Genomic DNA, 19,614 nt, shown 5'->3' on the forward strand with positions numbered 1-19,614 from the left:
GCTACCATGACGAGAAGCAGGAATAGTTTTGTCGCACCTGATGACGCGCACGTGGAAGCGATCCAGGCTTGGCAAGGTGAAGACGGGAAGTGCCGTGTCCTCTACCATTTCAGCGACCAAAACATGACGGTAAACGAGGCAGCTATATACGAAATTGACTCCGAGCGTTTGCCGAGTTTCGAGTTACTGCATGCCTTCAACGAATTCCCGCTGTCGTTGTATGTCGCCTCTCCGCAGGACTATTTTGTTCTGGACGCAGCCGGTGCCGTCCATGAATGCCACAACTCTGCTTGGACAAGTAACAAGTTTGCAGACAGCATGATGCTTCGCGTCTGGGGGCTGGGACGCCGGAATGTCTTTTTGTTTGGCACGGAAGGAAATGCCTACAGATATGACGGCGCACGCTGGACGCACTTCGACATGCCGACGGAGCAGCGGCTGAACGATATGCATGGCCTTTCGGCCGACCGCATCTATGCGGTGGGAGACCTCGGAGCCATGGCGAGATTCGACGGCTCACGCTGGCACACCGTCGACGCCGGCGTTGAGAACGAATTGCGCGCGGTATCGGTCGGCTCGGACGGAGCGATCTATGTCGGCGGAGCCGAGGGAACCTGCTTTCGCCTGCAGGACGAGGAGCGTTACGACTTCGACGTCCCGGACAGCATGTTTCAGACGATCTGCGAGTTTCAGGGGAAACGTTACTGGGGCGATGACGAGACCGGCGTTTTCAGACAGGAGAGGACGCGGCTCAGATTGTCCAAAGACATAGATTTTGCGTACTACATGACTGCCAGCCGGAAAACAATGGCAGTAACAAGCGGTCCGCAAGTCGCCTTCTTTGACGGCAAGGAGTGGACGGCTGTAGAACTGCGCCACAGCTCCGATGGCTGGGGGTTCGTGACCGTCGAAATCTGACGCGTTGCGACCTGCGCAAGTTATGAAGCCTCTCGGGAACTCGTCATTTGCTTCAGGACGGCCCGGACCTTCGCGAGGTCGAGATCGACGACCCGCGGCGCCTCCTTCACGGACAGCATCCTCAACACGAACAACTCCCCCGCCTCCGGAAACTCAGCGTACCGCTCCTTCGCGATCTCCAGCCCAGCCGCTCCCGCCACTCTGAGCCCGTCGAGATGCGCCTCGAGCCGCTCGACCAAGCGCGCAAGCCGCTCCTCATCCATGTCAGGGTTCTCGTCCGGATGGAGCAAGTGGTAGTCGTAGACCGTCCACAGGAAAGCGGCCTGCTCGGCGTGCTGGCGGACGATTTCGCGAAGAACAGGCGCAGCAGGCATCAGTTGAGGTTCACCGAGCCGCCACGAATACGGTTCGCGGCGCTGGCGTGGCTTGTCACATAGGTGCCGCGGATGGTGATGTGGCCGTCCTTTTCCATAATGATTGTCGCCTTGCCGCAACGAAGCTCGATGCGCTCGTGGCCGGTGATCCGCACGCGCTCGCCGTCACGCACGACATTTGGCGTCGAAGACTTGCGCGCCGTCTCCACGATCCGGCCGACGATCAGCGGTCGCGTCGCGTTTCCGCCCTCGAAGAGCAGCGCTACCTCGGCACCGATCATCGCTGACGTGAGCTCGGCCAGGCTCCGCGCAGGCATCGCGGTTTCCCGCGGATTGCCGGGAAATACCACCAGGGGCACGCCTGCCTCGAAACCCAGCAACACGCCAATCACTACTCCTTCGATACGTTCCCGTGTGTCGGACATCTCGAGTCCCCTCAATTATGATTGATCTTGCTGCCCTTCCAACTGACCTCGCCCGAAGCCTTGCCGTTGAACTTGCCATTGGCGTTCACCGAAATATCCTTGCCTTCGATCGAGATCGTACCATCCTTCTTCATTGTAATGGCCGCCGAGCCGCACTTGATGACGATCGAGTCGCCGGCTTCGATCAGCAGATCCTCTCCAATCTTGATTACCCCGTCCTCACCCACCTCGACCGCGCTTCCCTTGGCGACCTTCACCACCCGGCCCCCCCCGATCTCGGTTGCATCGTCCTCGCCGATCTTCGCGTTGCGCCCCTTGCCGATTTCGCTCGTCTGTCCCCCGCCGATCTCTACACTTTGATTGGTGCCGATCTTCCAGTTGTCGGATGCACCGATGTCATGACTTTGGCTGATGCCAACGCTGACCGACCGCGACGCGCCGATGGTGTTCATCTGTGCCGCCCCGACTGTTCGGGCTTCAGCGGCTCCGACCGTATCGATCCGGCCCGCACCCACGGTGATCGTCTGGACGATGCCAACTGTCTGGGTGTGGCTGGAGCCGATCGTCTCGGTGGAATTCGCGCCGATGCCGATCGTCTCGTCAGCCCCGACGGTAAGGGAGCGGTTGATCCCGACCGTCTCGGTGTCGTTGGAGCCGATATTGACGGTGCGGTCGACGCCAACTTTTGTCGTCTTGTTGTTGCCTACGTCCTCGTCGAGATTCACGCCGACAGAATGCTTGGCGTTGTTGTCGATGCGGTCCGACTGGTCGTGCTGGACCAGCTTGCTGCGGTCGTTCTTGATCAGCAGGTTGTGGTCCTTCTGCGCCTGGAAATAAACCTCTTCCGATCCTGCCTTGTCCTCGAAACGCAGCTCGTTCCAACCGCCGCCGCCGGGCGAGGAATTCGTCTTCAACCCGGATTGGGTGGCATTTCCCGGCAGCTCATAGGGGGGCATCTCCTTACCGTTATAAACTCTGCCGGTGATGATCGGCCGGTCGGGATCTCCCTCGAGAAAGTCGACGATCACCTCCTGGCCGATGCGTGGGATCTGGATGAAGCCCCAGCCCCCACCGCCCCAGGTTTGCGAGACCCGCACGAAGCAGGAACTGTTCTGGTCCTTCTTGCCGAGACGGTCCCAGTGAAACTGCACTTTCACCCGCGCATACTTATCTGTGAAGATTTCCTCGCCCGAAGGGCCGACCACCGTCGCGGTTTGCGGGCCCCGCATGATCGGACGGGGCGTGGTTCGCGGCGGCCGGTAAGTGACGGAGGTCGGAGCAACGTGGAGCGCCGCGCGGAAGGTTTCTTCTCCCGCATAAACAGCGGGGCGGTAGCCCGGGTCGAACAGGCGGTAATCGGCGCTGAGGACGACATGGTCCGTGTTCTGATCCTTGCGCGGGAAATTTTCCAGTTTGAAAGTGCAGCCTGAAGCCAGTCCCCGCACGGTGCCGGCGGCGGCGATACGCTGATGCGCTGCCTGAAGCTCCTCGCGCCGAACCACGGCGACGGTGTCACCGCGTCCTACGGTTAGATGGGCGCCAGGATGACGATAATGCTCTCCCTGCGATTCCGCGTGAGCGAAGGGCTGCGCCGACTGCGCCATCAGGTCGGCGCCGGGCTTGGTGAAATCGTAATCCGTGTGGGCATAGGTGCCCGGGTGGACGGAACTGGTCGCCACCCACTCCGTGATATATTCCTGGTCTCGGCGCAGTGGTTCTCCTTCGGCGCGGAACTGGACCGTCGCATAACCCGGCGCAGGCTTCAGCTTGTTCATGGCGTCGGCAAGAATGAGGGTGTGCTCTCCCTCGCCATATTCGAAGAAATACATGATGCCTTCATGCTCAAGCAGCCGCTGCACGAAATCCAGGTCGGTCTCGTCATACTGCACGCAGTATTCCCGTGCCTCGTAGGAACCCTGCAGCCGCTTCTCGAATTTGGCGGGCTTATATTTCGAGAATATTTCCTCGACGATTTCCACCACACTCATGTTCTGGAAGATGCGGCAGTCAGTGGTGTTGCCCAGCAACCAAAGCCAAGGCCGCAGCTCCGCCTCGTAATAGGCAAATCCTTCTTCGATGCGGGTCAGGCGAAAGTCTGATACGAGCCCGCTGAACCACCGTTTCGGGTCTCCTGCCTCGCCTTCAACCGAAATTGGCTTTCCGAGAAGCTTTAGGGCATCGACGTTCGCGTCGGGGCTGACGAACCCAACGGTGAAGGCAAAACACCTGCTGATCTCATCATGGCCGACAAGGTGCGTGAAGGTCAGCGTCTCTGGTCCAAGCGGCGTCTGGACGGTTGTCTTGCGTTCTTCGGCCATGCGGAGAGTGCCCCTGTTCGTGACGCCGGCAGTCCTGGATCATGAACCTATCATAAAGACCCGGCACCTCGAAAGCAGCATGGCAATAGCACCGGGTTTATCCTCTTGGGGCAAATAATCTGGCCAGAAATGCAACAGCCTGGACTCGCAAAGCCATTTTGGGAGCGGCTCCCGTCTTTGATCCTTTTCCCCCATGCGCAGTTGCAAAAATTGCATTACTATGGAGGCATTATTCTTGCCGCTCATCAGGACAACGAAGTCAACAACCTGGGCTTACCTGCCATGATGCAAAGAAGTTCCTGCTTTCGGCCGAAGTGGATTTTCCTGATCCCGCTGTTGGCGCTGTTCTTAACGGCATTTTCGCAGATGGCCCATGCGGAGCGGCGAGCCGCCATCGTGGTGGGGAATGGCGAATACGAGTTTGCGCCTCTCGCTAACCCAAAAAACGATTCCAAGCTGATTGCCGCGACGCTCACGGAGCTTGGTTTCGATGTCCTGCTTTTCTACGACGTCAAGAAGGCCGCTGTCGGCGACCTCGAAAATGCCACCCGCGCCCATCTTCTCGGCGCTGATCTGGCTATCCTCTACTACGCGGGACATGCGCTGCAATACGAAGGGCGAAGCCTGTTGCTACCCGTCGATGTAAGGACCGGATCGGCCAAAGAAGTGGTCGACGACGCCATGGTTCTCAATGACCTCATAGACATCGTCAAGGACGACCCGGTCGGCGTCAAGTTGATCATTTTGGACGCCTGCCGCAACAACCCACTGACCTCGGAAAAGGGACTGCAGCAGGGCTTGGCAAATATCGAGGCCGGCTCGGGCCAGGTCCTCATCGCCTTCGCCACAGGCGCCGGCGAAGTGGCTTACGACGGCACCGGAGTGAACAGCCCGTATTCTTTGGCGCTGGCCAATGCGCTTCAGCAGCCGGGCCTCGACATCTACGACACGTTCAGAACGGTGCGTGGAGACGTGCGCCTTGCCACCAGCGGATCGCAAATACCGTGGATCACAGGCTCAATCGAAACCAAATTCGTCCTGAAGCCGGGCGGCGCCGACAAACCAACACCCGAGGTCCGGGGGGGCGACGGCGCGCTGACTATTGACCAGGTCCTTTGGTATTTCATTCAAGACAGCGCGGATCCAACCGATTTCGAACGTTTCGCAAAAGTGTTTCCGAAGAGCCAGCTTGCGGTCGAAGCGCTCAAACGCAGCAGTCTCCAGGTTGCAGAGTTGCAGAAGCGCGGGCTGTTTGTCAGCGGCGCACTTGCCGCCACCGCGATTTCAACCGAGCCCCCGTCCGACGAGGCTACTGCAGCCGCTGGAGCGGAGTTTGTTTTTCAGCAGGCTGGCGAGCGCGCCGTCAGCGAGACTTTTCGTATCTGGCCACGCGAAATGCCCGACACACAAAGCGGCATGAAGACACTCGTTACGGATTGCGATCTGTATGCAGCCGATCCCAACGATCCTCAACGCGTGGTACCCGGTGTCACGAACGGGCTGGTGAACGTCCGCGACGGGCTGCGCTCCTGCGGCTATGCGCTCGCTGCAGATCCCAGCAACCCACGCCTGCAGTTTCAGTTAGCCCGCGTCCTCGAAATAGCGAAACGCTATGACTGGGCGGAGCATTTCTACGAACTTGCCAGCCAGCAGCAATACAGCGCCGCATTCGTCAATCTCGGTTACATGGCCCGGGCCGGTATCGGCCGCGAGGTCGATTACAAGCGCGCCTTGGACTTCTACATGAAGGCGGCACCGCTCGGAAATCTCAGAGCAAGGACGAATGTGGGAACGGCTTACATCCGCGGTCAAGGCGTGCCTCAAAATCCCGAAGAGGGGATCCTGTGGTACAGACTTGCAGCATCAAGCGGCTGGTCGAATGCTATCACTGCGCTCGGCGACAGCTTCCGTCGCGGTACCGGCGTGAAGAAAGATGATGTAGAGGCGACGAGGCTTTATGCCGCGGCGGCCGATGCCGGTCAGATCGACGCCATGACCAATCTCGGCCGTGCCTATGTCAGCGGCTTGGGTGTCAAGAAAGATGTCAAGCGGGGTTTTGATCTGATGATCCGCGCGACGGAAATGGGTAACCAATATGCGCCCTTCTACGCAGCACGCCTTCTCGTGAAGGGCGAAGGCAAAGTTCCTCGCGATGCCAATCGCGCACTTACCCTGTTGGAACTGTCAGCACGCCGAGGCTTCGAGGACGCCTATCTCGAACTTGCCAAGGGTTACGCGGAGGGTGGTTTTAGCCGTGGAAAGCCGGATTTGCAGAAGGCATATTTCAACGCAACGCTCGCCACTCGTTTCAAGGTCGAAGAGGCAGAACGGACCAAGTCTTCGGTGGGTGAAAAACTGAACGCTGCCATCCGAAAGGAAATCGAAGGAGAAGTCGAACTTTTTGTTCAGCAAAATGGACTTTGAGGAACACAGGAATGGCTTTGCGCTGGATTATAGACAAAGTTGGCTGGTTTTTGCCGTTCGGCAGGCGCAAGAGAATTGGGAGGATCGTCGATACGGCCGATGAAGAGGACAGCCTTCTTTATGTCCTGCAAGATCCGGTGGAGGAGGCCAGGCCCAGGAGCCTTATCTCTGTCCTCGGCATGATGCCGGCCAATCTTCCCGAGATTCTTGATACGGCCATGGAGGCTTGCAGGGCTAATGGCGAATTTCCTGTTGTCGTTCTGTCAGAGCTGCGTCCCGATCTGATCGCTGCAAGTTCCGCCCCTTTGGAATTTCTCCCTACCCGGAGCTACCTGCCTTTGCTCTCCCCCGAAATCTATGGCAGATACGCTCGCCGGCGCTGGTCATTGATCCTCGCGAAATGGGACATCTCCAACGAAATCGCACTTTCATCAACCATCGACGAGTTTCTTGCCGACCAGGTGAGCGCCGATGCGTCCCTTAGTTCACCTGCGAGCAATCGAGGCATGCAGCGGGCGGTCAGCGCGGATACTGAAGACAAGCTGCTCGATCGCATTCGCGGCCATGGCGGCGCCATTGACGTAACTCACGCGAGCTAATCGTCGGCGAACCTCGGTGCGGAAGGCGTCAGATAGTGCCAGGTCGAGGGTTGTCTCCACACGATCCAACTCCGAGTACCGCAGGCAGAGACCCAAGCCTGCTGTTTGGGCATAAACAGCGCGAAGATGCTGGTCATCCATTTCCGGAGCTTCATTGGGCACGAAGATCGAAGGGATTCCTCCCAAGATGCTTTCATGGAAGCTGTTATACCCGGCGGTGGTGACAAGAAGATCGATCGCGCTGCCATATTCAGCCAAGGGGTAAACGCTTGTGCGCAAAACGCCCCGCCATTCCTGCTTGGAAGGTTTCGCGAGCGGATTGAGAATCTGAACTGTTTGTATATTCCGCCTCACCAGGCCGGCGAAAATCAGGCCGGGCAAATCCTCAAAGTCAAAGTTGCGTTGCGAGCCTAGTTGTACCGCGACGGTGAAGCGGCCAGGGTCGACGCCTAGCTTGTCAGCAGCTTCGCTCCTGGGCAGTCGCGTCCCTGGATCCAACAGAAGCAGAGGAGGGACGGCAACAGATCCCACCATATCGCGGGTCGGACCATGGTCTTCGTCATGAGCAAATTCGCCCGGCTCGATCACCATATCGAATATATCCTGGGAACCTGGATCAAAGTCGTGGTCAAGGCGCCACAAGGCACGCCGGATCCAAATCCAGGCTAGGTCGCGACGGCTTTCGGCAACGGCAATCAATCCTGGAAACGGCCTGTTCCCATCGAACACCACCGCCGAAACATCAAACGACTCCACGGCCGTCAGTAGCTCTTGCGCATATGCCCTATTCCAACTGTCGTCCGTCACTCCGATCGCCAAGCCGGAAGGAGTGTAGTCAACAGCGTGACCTCGCGCATAAGCCAACGCGGATCCGGACGATCGGGTAAAGAAAATAGGATCCGTGTCATCGGGCAGACGCTCTGCGATAGCCATCAGACGCGTGATATGTCCGAGCCCAATACCGTTTGTCGCGACGAAAAGTATCCGCCGCTTTTTGCCCATACGCCGCGACAATGATCCTGGCGCTTTGTCTTCGGCGGTTTTGCCAGTTAGATAGCGCTTGCCCGCGGTTCGGCTGCATTTCAGGGCGGAGGGGCTGGACAGTTCAAGATCATCGCAGAGGCGCGCCATGCGTTGCGGGTATTGATCGATCGCAAACTTTCTCCGGACAAGCTCTCGCGCGGCATTTGATTGTTGGAGATAGGTCGAAGGTGAGGCGACAAATCGCTCGATGACGTTCCGCGTTTCGGCAACGTTGCAATAAACGGCGCCATCTTCGAAGAGGCTTTCAAATGAAGGATCGAGCATCGTCACCAAGCCGCTCGCCATTGCTTCCGCGATACATAATCCGAATGCTTCCACCCACCGCGGGCTGTGAAAATAAACATAAAAATCCAAGCGCCTGAGAAAGTCCGATACGCTGTTTTGCGCGAATGGACTGATCTGCCAGTTCGAGCCTATCCAGGGTTGGATTGACGTCGGGGCACCGCCCAACACCTTGATGGCGAAATTGGGTGTGTCGGGATAGGCTGCCCGTAGCTCATCTGCGGAACTGGGCCATTTCGCCGGGTCCGCTCTCGTGTGGCGCCCCACATTGATGGTGCCTGTTGGAGCTGTTCGCTGGGGAGATGCCCATTCAGCAAGGTCAATCATGTTCCACAAATCGTGCTGAAGCAGCGCAGGACTCTCGGTCCCAATACTGTCGAACTGGGATCGGACCTTCGGCCCAACAGGAGCAAACACGACCGGAACACCAAAGAGCCGATCCAACACGCGTTCCACGACTCCCAGATCGTATTGGGGAACGCGATTGCCATCGAACAGAGGATGATGGACCACACAAACGACGCGGCGAGGCTGCAAACGCACTGGCGAACGCGGCATTCGCTCGAACACTGCAGGATGGTGAGCCAGAAGAATGTCGCAGGTCGCCTCTTCGGATCCTGTGAGCCAAACAGTATTCGATTGCTCGATAACTGCGGCTGTACGACTGTCGAAGACGCCGAGCTCACGCGTGCGCTGCCCCAAAAAAGGCAGCAGGCCACAGCTCACCCCCCACTGTTTCGCCGCCTTCAGCTCGGCTCTCAGTGCGCTCGACGTACCGCCGTGAAAGCGCGGGTCAGCAGCATGAACAACGTCAAAATGCACAGCTAACCCCACGATTGTATCCGACGCTGAGCTTCGCGGCCTGCCGCCTATCCCTCAATGAGATCGAAGGGTATCCCCAGGTTTCCAGATGCGGCTGCACATTGCCCCTCGAAAAACGCAGTCTATGAAGCAGAGCAGACAGCGCTAGTAGACTCGCCGTCCCCAGAAGTCTCGCCGAGGTTGGGTCGCCAATTTCCGGACTGTGACAGGCTGCTTTTGAACCGTCGTCTTCACCCTCTCGACGGCCAAAGTCCCGTAGCAGCTGCGAGGATATTCAGCGAGGAAAGCCTGGTAGGATTGACGTGTATTCAGCCTTTGTGCCCGGCGCCAAGCGGCAGATTCAGCTGCGCTCGGCCGTGTGTTTTGACAGTTGCTGGCATTGGGTGGAGCCAATGTTAGGTTCGGCCAGGACGGCACACATCCCGTTAGAGCGACCGAGAAAAGGACGGCAATACGTTTCAGCATTGCGAGAACGCTCCAATCCAGGATAAGGCTAAAAGCCCACAAGAAAGAGTAGAATAACTATTGCTAAATAACAAGCTCCGTAGATCACGGGGGCTTCCAACAGCCATCCGGTGCGACTAGTACTCAAGTTGAATTCGAGAGCCGCAAGATCATCGCCCACCATTCCCTCAGTGCCACGACGAGCCAGCGGGAGGGAACGCGACGGGATCCGTATAAACCTTCGCAATAAGAACGCCAGCGGCCGAATGGGCTCCTGTTGCGTCTTAGCAGGGGACCGACTTCGACCAATTCGCACACCAGTCCCTCCGCGCCTGCCAAAAGGCGGCCTTCGGCTCATTGCGGACCCTTATTGCCTCCGGCGCAATCCACAGAGAGCTTGCGCCGGGGACGAGACGCGCGCGAAGCACACTTCTTCAACACGGATGGGAACCATTGGGCCGCCGCCTACGCTGCCGGTGGACGATACCGAATCGACTTCGCCTTTTCCAAGGCTTCGATCGTATCCTCGACGCTGAGGAGGACAGTGGTCTCAATAGAGCTGAGCGCTCCTCCTGCGCCGATGGCAAGCGCGACAGCCGCCATCGACACGTTATCAGGCGCCTCCCACAGATTCCAACCATCATGCTCGCCAAAGGCGTACCAAAATCCATGGAGCTTTCCGCCCACGGATTCAATGTAAGTACGTGCCGCCTCTCGGCGATCCTCGGGGTTTTCGATCATGCGCGCCCATGTCTCGGGCGTGTAGCTGAAGCGCGTGAGATACATGGCCATGGTTTACCTCCTCGGTCAGAACAACAGTTAACGCTCAAGCCCGGGAGAATGCGAGTCATTTCCAATGTGCGGATCAGGCGTCCCTGCCTGTTTGGTTCGCAACGAGGGTCGCGAGAGTGAGGGGGCAGGATGTCGCGGAAAGCCGCCTTACGTTCATTGAGGACGTAACAACTACGGCGGGAGCGATACCGGACGCCTACCGGATGGCTGCCGACGAAAGGGCTCAAGGTCTTGCAGTTGTCTTTGCTAGCAGTGGTGAAGCTCCCCTCACATCGGTGACGTGCCCGAAATTGCCCTATTCTCAGTGTACACGCATCCGACTTGGCCAATGCGCAATGTGTCTTGGTGTCCCGGAGCCTTGTGAGTTCGAGCGGCGACCGCCTCATTTTCTCGAGAAGCTATCCGATGCCATGTTCGACGCCGCCATCATGAAACCTTTTGATTTTTAAGCCGTTGTCGTGCGTATGGCCGACGCTAAATTCAATCCGAAATCGGTCGACGGCACCGACCCGCACGGTGCCGAGAAGTCGCGCCAAGAGAAGGCATCGACTGTCGAGGTCGCGCCGCCCCCAAATGTAATCGAACCCGATACAGAGTTGACGCCTGAGGAGGCCGAGCAGGCGCGCAAGAGGTATTTGCTAACGCGTTTCTGGATCAGCGCGCGCGGTTACTGGAGTCGCGGCGGCGACAGGCTCGCTTGGCCGTGCTCAATCGGGCTATTGACCCTGATCTGCATCAATGTCGGCTTCCAGTATGGAATCAACGTCTGGAATCGCGCAATTTTTGACGCCATAGAACAACACAATGCCCGCACCGTATATATTCTGAGCGCTATATTCCTGCCGCTGGTGTTCGGAACCGTCGTCCTTGTCGTTGCACAAGTCTCCCTTCGTATGACCATTCAGCGCCGCTGGCGTTGCTGGCTCACTACCGCAGTCATCGCGCGTTGGCTCGCAAACGGCCGTTACTATCAGTTGAACCTCATCGGCGGCGACCACAAAAACCCCGAAGCGCGCGTCGCGGAAGATTTGCGGATTGCCACCGAATCACCCGTCGATTTCATCGCGGGTGTCATTTCCGCGTTTCTGTCGGCCTCGACCTTCATCGTGGTGCTCTGGACGATCGGCGGAGCCCTCAGTCTGACAATCGCAGGTTCGACCATCACTGTTCCTGGCTTCCTCGTCATCACCGCGGTACTCTACGCCGCGATCACGTCGAGCTCGATGGCGGTCATCGGCCGCCATTTCGTCCACGTCTCTGAGGTCAAAAATCAGGCGGAAGCCGAATTTCGCTACACGCTGACGCATGTACGGGAAAACGGCGAGAGTATCGCATTGCTCGGCGGTGAAGAAGAGGAGCGTAACGACGTCGAGAAGACGTTCGCCAAGGTGCTCAGGCAATGGGCGCTCCTTGCGCGCCAACACATGCGCACAGCGCTTGTGTCGCAGGGGTCGAGCTTGTTTGCTCCAGTTGTGCCGGTTTTGCTTTGCGCTCCAAAGTTTCTCGAAGGCAGCATGACCCTTGGACAGGTGATGCAGGCCGCCTCAGCCTTCGCTATCGTTCAAAGCGCGTTCGGATGGCTGGTCGACAACTACCCCCGTCTCGCCGATTGGAACGCCTGTGCACGCCGCGTCGCTTCGCTGATGATGTCGCTCGACGGGCTCGAGCGCGCGGAACAGAGCGACGCCTTGGGACGCATCAAGCGCGGTGAAACTGAAGGCGACACGATGCTCAGCTTAAACGATCTCTCCGTGTCGCTTGACGACGGCACCGCCGTGGTCAAGGAAACCCAGGTCGTGATCGAACCAGGCGAGCGGGTGCTCGTAGCCGGAGAATCCGGTTCAGGCAAGAGCACGCTGGTGCGGGCCATCGCAGGTCTTTGGCCGTGGGGTGACGGCAGCGTCAATTTCCACGCCGACAGACAACTGTTCATGTTACCGCAACGGCCTTATATCCCTTCCGGGCCGCTTCGCCGTGCAGTCGCCTATCCCGGCGCCGCCGATAGCTGGACGCTGGATGAGATCAAGGCCGCCCTCGAGAAGGTGGGACTCGATTATCTGAACGACAAGATCGAGGACGACGCGCCATGGGACCAGACGTTATCGGGTGGCGAAAAGCAGCGGCTGGCGTTTGCGCGTCTCCTGCTACACACTCCCGATATCGTTGTGCTGGATGAAGCAACGTCAGCACTCGATGAGAAAAGTCAGGACAAGATGATGGAGATGTTGATCCATGAATTACCGAAGGTCACCATCATAAGCGTAGCGCATCGAGCTGAGCTGGAAGCCTTCCATAGCCGCAAGATCACATTGGAGCGGCGCGAGGGCGGCGCAAAGCTTGTCAGTGATATTGATCTTGTCCAGCGCAAGAGAAAACGGAACTTGCTGCTACGCCTTTTGGAGAACCGGCGCTCCTCACCGAAAGGGGGCACGACCTCGAGTAACGCGGCGCTGCCCCAGAACAGAAATTGAAGTCCGCCCAGTCGGGGTTCCCGGAAGGTGGCCGAGCCTGCCTTTGGAAGTCCAGGACCATTAGTTGCGCAAACCCGCCCTTTGAGCGACCATCTCTAGCACTAAGGAGCGCTATCTAAATAAAAGGTGCGGGCTCGATTGAAATTCGATAACGAAATCAAAGCCACGTTTTTGGGTGTGCGGGCAACTAAGCTATTGCACTTGGCCGATAATCGCACATTCGCATCGCCCACCATTCATCTTGTTGAAAACATTAAAAGCAGCCGCTCAAACTCGCCGTGCCTCATCGGCTGTCAGTGCGTCCTCTCGCGTGCCCGACACGATGATCTCAAGAACCTCATGCTCGTCGGTGTTCTTGATGTAGCGGTCGCCGACATATTCGCCACGCTTCAGCACCATGACGCGGTCGCCGACGGCGAAGATATCGACGAGGCGATGCGAGATGATGATTTGTGCAACCCCCTGTTTCTTTAGCTCCAGCATGGTTTCGAGCAGGCGCTCGGTCGCCATCACGGAAAGGTTGGCTGTCGGCTCGTCGAGAATCACGACGCGCGGATCGAAAGAAATCGCGCGGGCAATGGCGACGGATTGCTGACGGCCACCCGACAGGCTTTCGACCTTCTGATACACGGAGTTCACGTCGACCTTGAGCCGTTTCAGCACGTCGTCAGCTTCCGCATACATTTTGCGGCGATTGACGAAAGGGCCTTTGAGCGGCCAGCGGCCTAGGAAGATATTCTGGCCGACATCCATGTTTCCGCATAGCGCGAAGTCCTGGTAGATCATCTCGATGCCGACGTCGCGGCTTTCGTGCGGGCTCTTGAAGTACGCCGGTTTCCCGGCGACGAAGATTTCGCCGGCATCGCGCTGATAGGCGCCGGTCAGGATCTTCATGAGCGTCGATTTGCCGGCCGAGTTGTCGCCGACTAGGCCGAGTATCTCGCCGGGATAGAGCACGAGGTCGACCTTGCGGAGTGCCTGCACCGCGCCGAAGGCTTTCTCGATACTCCGCATTTCCACAATCGGATCGGGTCGTGTTATGTCAACCATGAACGATTTCCTTGCCCCTGCGCGCTCTTGCGAGGCGGGCTAGCAGGTGTCCGAATATATTGGCTTGGCGCACCCATATGTCGATCAACACCGCAACGATGAGGATGAGGCCGATGAAGACGTTGATCCAGTGCTGCGGCATATTAAATCCCTGTACGTTGAGCTGCATGAGAGCCCGCACCAGCGTAATCACCGCCGCGCCTGCGAGTGCGCCGATCATCGTGCCGTAGCCGCCGAAGATCGAGCCGCCGCCGATGATGACGGAGGCGATGGCGTCAAGCTCGCGGAACTGACCGGCAACCGGGTTGAAGCTCCGAAAATAGGCGATGTTGATGACCCCGGCCATGGCTGCACAGAGCGCCGCCAGCATGAGAGCGATGAAGCGCACCCGGTTGGTGTGGATGCCGGCATAGGCCGCGGCGCGGATGTTTCCGCCAGTGGCGCGGACCTTGTGTCCGAACGGCATGTAAGCGAGTACGACGCCGGCCATCAGGGCGACGAAACACATCCAGATCGTCTGGACGCTGACGACTTCGGCTACCGTGCGAAGGATGCCGGGCGGCAGCGAGACGCGGAAATGGAGGAGGATATCGTTTACCTTGCGGCCGATCAGGTTGTAGCCTTCCGGCCAGCCCGCCAGCTGCTGTCCGGCGACGAACCAGGCGGCCAGACCGCGTGCCATGTAGTACATGCCAAGAGTGGCGATGAACGCTGGCAACTTGAAGCCAACCGTCACGACCGCATTGACGAAACCCGCGGCCATTCCCGCAAGAAGACCCATCGCGATTGCCGTGATTGGATCGGCGCCGAGAACTTTCAGGAAGTAGGCTGCAGTGCTCCCGGCAAGTGCAAGGACCGATCCGACGGAGAGGTCGATATCGCCGGCGGCGATAACATAGGTGAGCCCGATCGCGATCAGCGCCAACTCGGTATAGTTGAGCAGGATCGCGAAGCTGTTCGACAGGTTCCACCAATAGTCGGGCCTGAGCGCAACACCCGCACACCACAGCAAGACAGCCAGGATGATAGCGAGCGAATCGCGCCGGCCAAGAAACCTTCCGAAGGTGGTCGGCGACATTGCCATGTCGGTCGCCATTGCTCCTTTGGTCTGAACGCCCTCGAGCGCAACGCCGCCGATTTCGTAGGCCAGCGGCGGCGGCTTGCCGCGAAGCCACGCCCAGAAACGTGTTGCAAGCTGGCGCCGAATGAGATGGGGTTCGATCAGCACGGCGATGATGAGAAGTAGTCCGATGAAAACCGGCACCGCACCGACCGGCAGCGAAAAGATCGCATTGACCGTAATTTCCTCATCGCCGATTTTGATGATGCGCGTGATCGGCCAGCCCTCGCGTAGAACCTTGTCGAGAAGGACAACCAGCAAGGCACCGAGGCACGATCCGGCCACGCGGCCGCGGCCGCCAAGAATTGAAGCGCCGCCGATGATCACGGCGGCGATGACCGTCAGCTCGCCACTGACACCGTAAAGCGGCGTCACACCCTTATCCTGGGCGGCGGACATCAGGCCGGCGAGCGTCGCGCAGAGCGAGGAGATCAGGTAGGCCCGGATACGCACCCAGTTCGTCGGTATGCCGGCATAGACCGCTGCCTGCTCATTGCCGCCTGTGGCGAAGGTCTCGTAGCCCCAGCGTGTCTTCGCCAGCACAAGGGCGCCGATCACCGCGACAATGGCAAAGATCACAATCTGGTTGTTGAAACCGAGGATATTTGTCTCACCGAGGTGGAAGAACAGCGGATATTCTTTCGCCTTGCCAGGATAATAGATCGCCTGGCCGTGGGTGAGCGCCAGTACGAATCCGCGGCCTATAAAGAGAACCGTCAATGTGGCAATGAATGCGGGCACCTTCAGGATAGTGACAAGCAGGCCGTTGGCGAGGCCTATCACAACACCTAAAATCATACAGAGGATTGTCGCTGTCAGGACGTTCAGGTCGAGAACGTTGGATGCGAACAGTCGGGCAAAGACGACGGCGACCAGGCCATAAGTGGAGCCGACCGAGAGATCGAGATCCTTGTTGACGATGACGAACGTCATTCCGACTGCGATGATGGCCACACGCGAGGTATCGCGAAGCAGCGCATGGAACGCCTCCGCCGATCCGAAGAAGATGGGATTGACAATCGCGCCGCCGAGATAGAGCAGCAAGAGCAGCCCAACGAGCCCCACCTCCCAGCCGCCGATCAGCTGGGAAGGTGCGCGGTCTGGCCGGGTCGTCGTATTAGGCTCCATAAGCTTCTTCTATTCGGCTTTTGAGACGCCGGGTGCTGTGGGGAGAGCGCGCGCCCTCCCCCAGCGATCTGGAGCATTGCGCGTGACATTAATTCTCGAAGCGTTTGCCGACATCTCCCACAGTCTCCTGGGTCACGAGTTGGGCACGCGTATCGAGATTGGCCGCCGCGATGCCGCGATCGATCTGCAGATAAAGCTGCATGACTGGCCAGAAGCCTTGTAGGAACGGCTGCTGCCCGAGCGCGCCCGTCAGGTCGCCGCTCTTCAATGCATCCTGCTGAGCCGGACCGAGATCGAAGCCATAGGCACAGATCTTGCCGGTCTTTCCGGTCTGGGCGACGGCCTTGGCAAGGGCCGGCGTGAAGACGTTGTTGCCGGCGAAGGCGCCGACCACATCGCCGCGGGATTCAAACAGCGTGACGATACCGTTCACCGGATCATTTGGGTTGGTGTCGATGCCGGTGTTCTCCGGCCCCGCATCGACCTTGAAGTTCTCCAGCTTGCCTGCATCCTTAAGTCCTTTGACGATCGCGTTGAACGCCGATGTCACACGGTTGTTCACCTCGATGTTTCCCATGGCCGTCGACGAGGGCAGCACGATCGAACCTTTCTCGATGCCTTTGTCCGCCAGGCACTTGACGAGCGCCTCGCCGGCAATCGCGGCCGCGGACGCGTCCTGCCCGGTATGGCTCAGGCTATTGCGGTTGAGAATGGTTCCATCGAAGGAATTCGTCGTGGCAACCGGGATGCCCTTCGCTTCGGCGGTTTTGACGATGTCGTTATAGGCGCCGGCCTGCGGCGTTGTCATGATCAGCCCGTCGATCGTCGGGTCCTGCACGATCTGGTTCAGGATTTCGATCTCGCGGGCAGGATCGTCGGTCGGTGATTCCGAGCCTAGCAGCAGGATTTTGGCGCCGATCAGATTGCCGGCAACCGTCGCGCCGACATAGACAGGGTCGAAGAATCCATTGCCAGCCGTATGCGTCACAATCGCGAATGTCAGATGGCCGTCGGCAGAATGGAAATCCTTCGTGCCGGCCGCCTCCTTTGCGGCTTCTTCGAAACCGTAACCGCCAACCGCTTTCTCGACGCTGCCCGATTGCGCGAAGGCATACGAGACGCCGAGCGATACCGCCGCGGTCGATGCCGCGAGCAACAAAATTCGCCTCATGATTGGTCCTCCCTGACCCAGAATTGGAGTCATCCGAGCGCACTTGTCGAGTTGTTCGAATGCCCCTCTCCTCGTAGTTGCTAACATTCTAATATGCTGCGCAAATCCGCCGGAAGTAAATGGCGAACTCATCGTATCGACGAATTAATTCGAGTCCGAAGCGTCCGATGACAAAGCCTGGCCGTCCGTCTATGAATAGCTCATGCAAAATGGCTTTCAGATAAACGGCCGTGACGACGCCGAGTTTACAGTCCTGCTTGCGCATGGTGCCGGCGCGGCGATGGATTCGACGTCAATGACGGCTGCGGCCGAAGCTCTCGCGTCCGCCGGCTTTCGGGTCGCCAGGTTCGAATTCGCCTATATGGCGGCAAGGCGAACGCCCATGGGCCGCAAGCCGCCGCCCCGCGCCGACAAACTCATTCCGGAATATGTTACCGCCGTCGAGCGGCTCGGCGCGCGCGGGCCTTTGATCATTGGCGGAAAATCGATGGGCGGCCGCGTTGCCAGCATGATTGCTGACGAGCTATTTGCCAAAGGCAAGATCGCCGGGCTCCTCTGCCTCGGCTATCCGTTTCACCCCCCAGGCAAGCCTGATGAGCTTCGCACGAAGCATCTCGAAACGCTGAAAACGCCGGCGCTGATCGTCCAGGGAACGCGGGACCAGTTCGGCACAAGGCAGGAGGTTCAAGGCTACGGGATATCCGACAAGATAGAACTGGTTTGGCTCGAAGACGGTGACCACGATCTGAGGCCCAGAAAGAAGATATCGGGCTTCTCGTTCACCGACCATCAGGCGAGCATGGCGGCGGCCGTCAAAACCTGGGCATCGTCGCTGGCGCCATAGCCATGGCGGGGCACCGTCGCGGCGGGGCTATATACACATAGCGAATTTCCTATACGAAACACGCAGGAAAGTTAGGAATGAACCGGCAACGAGGGCCGAAAGCCATTGATGTTCGGCTTTCGGCCGGGCAGGTTTTAGCGGTGAATGTGGCGGTTGTGATAGCCGCCAGCTTGAGCATCGGCCGCCCATCGACCACCCCTATCTCGATGGGCGGTCCCCGTGAGCACTCGGTCACATTTCGATAGCCGATGAATTTGCCTGGCCGTCACTTTCCTGCCCTTGCGAACCGGCGCGTCTCCGTCGGCATTTCCCCGAACGTTTCCCGGTAGAGGATGGAGAAGCGCCCGACATGCCTAAAGCCCCACTGCCGGGCGATATCGGAGATGGATACGCTGTCCTGGTGGCCGAGAAGGAGGTCTTTTCGCGCTCCCTCCAAGCGAAGCTGGCGGAGGTAGTTCAATGGTGTCGTATTCTTGAATTGCTTGAACGCGGCCTGGAGGGCGCGGGTGCTGACACCTGCATCGCGCGCGACCTCCTCGACGCTTACCGCCCTTGCGATGTTGGCCATCATGTAGTCGATGGCCCGCTTCATCTGCCTTGGCATGGCAGGCGACACGGGGCGTTCCAACAACGCCGAATAGCGATGTGGCACGTTTTCGAGAAGCGTGACCATGATCGTTCGGAAGAAGAACTCCGTGGAACGCGCCGAGATGGCGCCCGCCGGTTCGCTTATCAAATTGTTCCAGAGCAGGTGCACCATCGCGGCGAGTTTCGCACCCGCACCCGAATGTGCATCGTACTCGGCAAAGAGCTCGATATCGTGGGTGACCGGCGCATCAAGAAGTTCGCTCAGCTGGCGGGTGACGGACTGGCGGCTGAAAGCGATTCCGATGTGGCTGCGTTCGTTATGCAGCCGCAGTATGGTGGCTTTTGAAAGGTCTGCGGCCAGAAGTGTCCCGGGCGTCGACGTGAGCTGATGCCCGCGTCCAGCCATCTCCATCGCACCCGCTATCGGAACGTAGAGCGCGTAGGCGTCCGGCGGCTCCGAGAAATTGACTTCCATTCCAGACCGGCAAAGGCCCGACCAGATGTCGAAATCTCCAAGGGAGAAATGGGTATCTTCCACGGAAATGGTACTGCTGCGGTCGATCGGGCTAACCTGGACCGGCTTCAAAGTATTGGCATAGTGTTCGCGCAGTTCGTCGACATCGGCTTCGAAGATGCTGAAACGGGAGGCGTGTAGGTTGCCTGTCATCATCTAAACTGGCCCGAAACAACCGAAGCAGTCACACGCAACCGCCCAGGATTAGGCGATGCCTTGACCGAGGAGGAATAGGCGGCTGCGCCGCACAGAGATTCACGAAGAATGCGCCATTCTCCCCGGTTGA

General features: G+C 58.7%; 14 protein-coding genes. 5 read left to right on the top strand and 9 right to left on the bottom strand.

The features are described 5' to 3' along the window. Positions 1 to 51: 51 nt before the first annotated feature. Positions 52 to 918 (top strand): hypothetical protein, encoded by an 867-nt coding sequence (locus N2599_RS27345; protein WP_156915255.1) that lies wholly within the window; start codon positions 52 to 54, stop codon positions 916 to 918. 20 nt (positions 919 to 938) lie between these two features. Here the strand turns inward: N2599_RS27345 and N2599_RS27350 are convergent, their stop codons facing one another. The 3 genes from N2599_RS27350 to N2599_RS27360 are packed head-to-tail and all read right to left on the bottom strand — an operon-like array spanning position 939 to position 4,035. Next, entirely contained in the window at positions 939 to 1,292 is a 354-nt protein-coding gene (locus N2599_RS27350; protein WP_027509552.1) for a hypothetical protein, read from the bottom strand. Further along, positions 1,292 to 1,717, bottom strand: coding sequence for a DUF6484 domain-containing protein (locus N2599_RS27355; RefSeq protein ID WP_027509551.1), 426 nt, complete (start codon positions 1,715 to 1,717; stop codon positions 1,292 to 1,294). Before N2599_RS27355 ends, N2599_RS27350 begins: the two co-directional genes overlap by 1 nt. Positions 1,718 to 1,728: 11 nt before the next feature. Then, the gene (locus N2599_RS27360; RefSeq protein WP_027509550.1) at positions 1,729 to 4,035 is read right to left on the bottom strand and encodes a type VI secretion system Vgr family protein; all 2,307 of its coding nucleotides are present in this window, start codon (positions 4,033 to 4,035) and stop codon (positions 1,729 to 1,731) included. 282 nt (positions 4,036 to 4,317) lie between these two features. Here N2599_RS27360 and N2599_RS27365 point away from each other — a divergent pair, with 282 nt between their 5' ends. Together N2599_RS27365 and N2599_RS27370 are read left to right on the top strand one after the other, a co-directional pair. Then, positions 4,318 to 6,459 (top strand): caspase family protein, encoded by a 2,142-nt coding sequence (locus tag N2599_RS27365; protein WP_027509549.1) that lies wholly within the window; start codon positions 4,318 to 4,320, stop codon positions 6,457 to 6,459. Positions 6,460 to 6,470: 11 nt separating this feature from the next. After that, positions 6,471 to 7,058: a hypothetical protein gene (locus N2599_RS27370; protein ID WP_244914883.1), complete on the top strand. Its 588-nt coding sequence runs from the start codon at positions 6,471 to 6,473 to the stop codon at positions 7,056 to 7,058. On the opposite strand, the gene N2599_RS27375 is transcribed toward N2599_RS27370, so the two are convergent. Further along, on the bottom strand, positions 6,945 to 9,218 hold the full coding sequence (locus N2599_RS27375; protein ID WP_244914885.1) for a glycosyltransferase: 2,274 nt from the start codon (positions 9,216 to 9,218) through the stop codon (positions 6,945 to 6,947). The two genes, N2599_RS27370 and N2599_RS27375, sit on opposite strands and share 114 nt — an antisense overlap. A gap of 897 nt (positions 9,219 to 10,115) precedes the next feature. Next, positions 10,116 to 10,442: a GYD domain-containing protein gene (locus tag N2599_RS27380; protein WP_027509547.1), complete on the bottom strand. Its 327-nt coding sequence runs from the start codon at positions 10,440 to 10,442 to the stop codon at positions 10,116 to 10,118. Positions 10,443 to 10,906: 464 nt separating this feature from the next. On the opposite strand from N2599_RS27380, the gene N2599_RS27385 reads away from it, so the two are divergent. Further along, positions 10,907 to 12,913, top strand: coding sequence for an ABC transporter ATP-binding protein/permease (locus N2599_RS27385; protein WP_027509546.1), 2,007 nt, complete (start codon positions 10,907 to 10,909; stop codon positions 12,911 to 12,913). A 267-nt stretch (positions 12,914 to 13,180) separates the two neighbouring features. Here the strand turns inward: N2599_RS27385 and N2599_RS27390 are convergent, their stop codons facing one another. From N2599_RS27390 to N2599_RS27400, 3 genes are all read right to left on the bottom strand, one after another. Further along, positions 13,181 to 13,963: an ATP-binding cassette domain-containing protein gene (locus N2599_RS27390; RefSeq protein ID WP_027509545.1), complete on the bottom strand. Its 783-nt coding sequence runs from the start codon at positions 13,961 to 13,963 to the stop codon at positions 13,181 to 13,183. Beyond that, a complete protein-coding gene (locus tag N2599_RS27395) occupies positions 13,956 to 16,211 on the bottom strand; it encodes an ABC transporter permease (protein WP_027509544.1) in 2,256 nt (751 codons plus the stop codon). Before N2599_RS27395 ends, N2599_RS27390 begins: the two co-directional genes overlap by 8 nt. Before the next feature lie 88 nt (positions 16,212 to 16,299). Then, positions 16,300 to 17,382, bottom strand: coding sequence for a substrate-binding domain-containing protein (locus N2599_RS27400; RefSeq protein ID WP_027509543.1), 1,083 nt, complete (start codon positions 17,380 to 17,382; stop codon positions 16,300 to 16,302). Positions 17,383 to 17,584: 202 nt separating this feature from the next. Here N2599_RS27400 and N2599_RS27405 point away from each other — a divergent pair, with 202 nt between their 5' ends. After that, positions 17,585 to 18,226, top strand: a complete 642-nt coding sequence (locus tag N2599_RS27405) for an alpha/beta hydrolase family protein (RefSeq protein WP_027509542.1) — start codon at positions 17,585 to 17,587, stop codon at positions 18,224 to 18,226. 265 nt (positions 18,227 to 18,491) lie between these two features. On the opposite strand, the gene N2599_RS27410 is transcribed toward N2599_RS27405, so the two are convergent. After that, a complete protein-coding gene (locus N2599_RS27410; RefSeq protein WP_244914887.1) occupies positions 18,492 to 19,484 on the bottom strand; it encodes an AraC family transcriptional regulator in 993 nt (330 codons plus the stop codon). Positions 19,485 to 19,614: the final 130 nt, after the last annotated feature.

Source organism: Rhizobium sullae (assembly GCF_025200715.1).
Lineage (GTDB): Bacteria > Pseudomonadota > Alphaproteobacteria > Rhizobiales > Rhizobiaceae > Rhizobium > Rhizobium sullae.

What these genes read in the sequence shown, in the direction of transcription:
- N2599_RS27350 (WP_027509552.1), bottom strand. Translation starts at nt 1,292, where the DNA reads ATGCCTGCTGCGCCTGTTCTTCGCGAAATCGTCCGCCAGCACGCCGAG.
- N2599_RS27355 (WP_027509551.1), bottom strand. Translation starts at nt 1,717, where the DNA reads ATGTCCGACACACGGGAACGTATCGAAGGAGTAGTGATTGGCGTGTTG.
- N2599_RS27360 (WP_027509550.1), bottom strand. Translation starts at nt 4,035, where the DNA reads ATGGCCGAAGAACGCAAGACAACCGTCCAGACGCCGCTTGGACCAGAG.
- N2599_RS27365 (WP_027509549.1), top strand. Translation starts at nt 4,318, where the DNA reads ATGATGCAAAGAAGTTCCTGCTTTCGGCCGAAGTGGATTTTCCTGATC.
- N2599_RS27370 (WP_244914883.1), top strand. Translation starts at nt 6,471, where the DNA reads ATGGCTTTGCGCTGGATTATAGACAAAGTTGGCTGGTTTTTGCCGTTC.
- N2599_RS27380 (WP_027509547.1), bottom strand. Translation starts at nt 10,442, where the DNA reads ATGGCCATGTATCTCACGCGCTTCAGCTACACGCCCGAGACATGGGCG.
- N2599_RS27385 (WP_027509546.1), top strand. Translation starts at nt 10,907, where the DNA reads ATGGCCGACGCTAAATTCAATCCGAAATCGGTCGACGGCACCGACCCG.
- N2599_RS27390 (WP_027509545.1), bottom strand. Translation starts at nt 13,963, where the DNA reads ATGGTTGACATAACACGACCCGATCCGATTGTGGAAATGCGGAGTATC.
- N2599_RS27395 (WP_027509544.1), bottom strand. Translation starts at nt 16,211, where the DNA reads ATGGAGCCTAATACGACGACCCGGCCAGACCGCGCACCTTCCCAGCTG.
- N2599_RS27400 (WP_027509543.1), bottom strand. Translation starts at nt 17,382, where the DNA reads ATGAGGCGAATTTTGTTGCTCGCGGCATCGACCGCGGCGGTATCGCTC.
- N2599_RS27405 (WP_027509542.1), top strand. Translation starts at nt 17,585, where the DNA reads ATGCAAAATGGCTTTCAGATAAACGGCCGTGACGACGCCGAGTTTACA.
- N2599_RS27410 (WP_244914887.1), bottom strand. Translation starts at nt 19,484, where the DNA reads ATGATGACAGGCAACCTACACGCCTCCCGTTTCAGCATCTTCGAAGCC.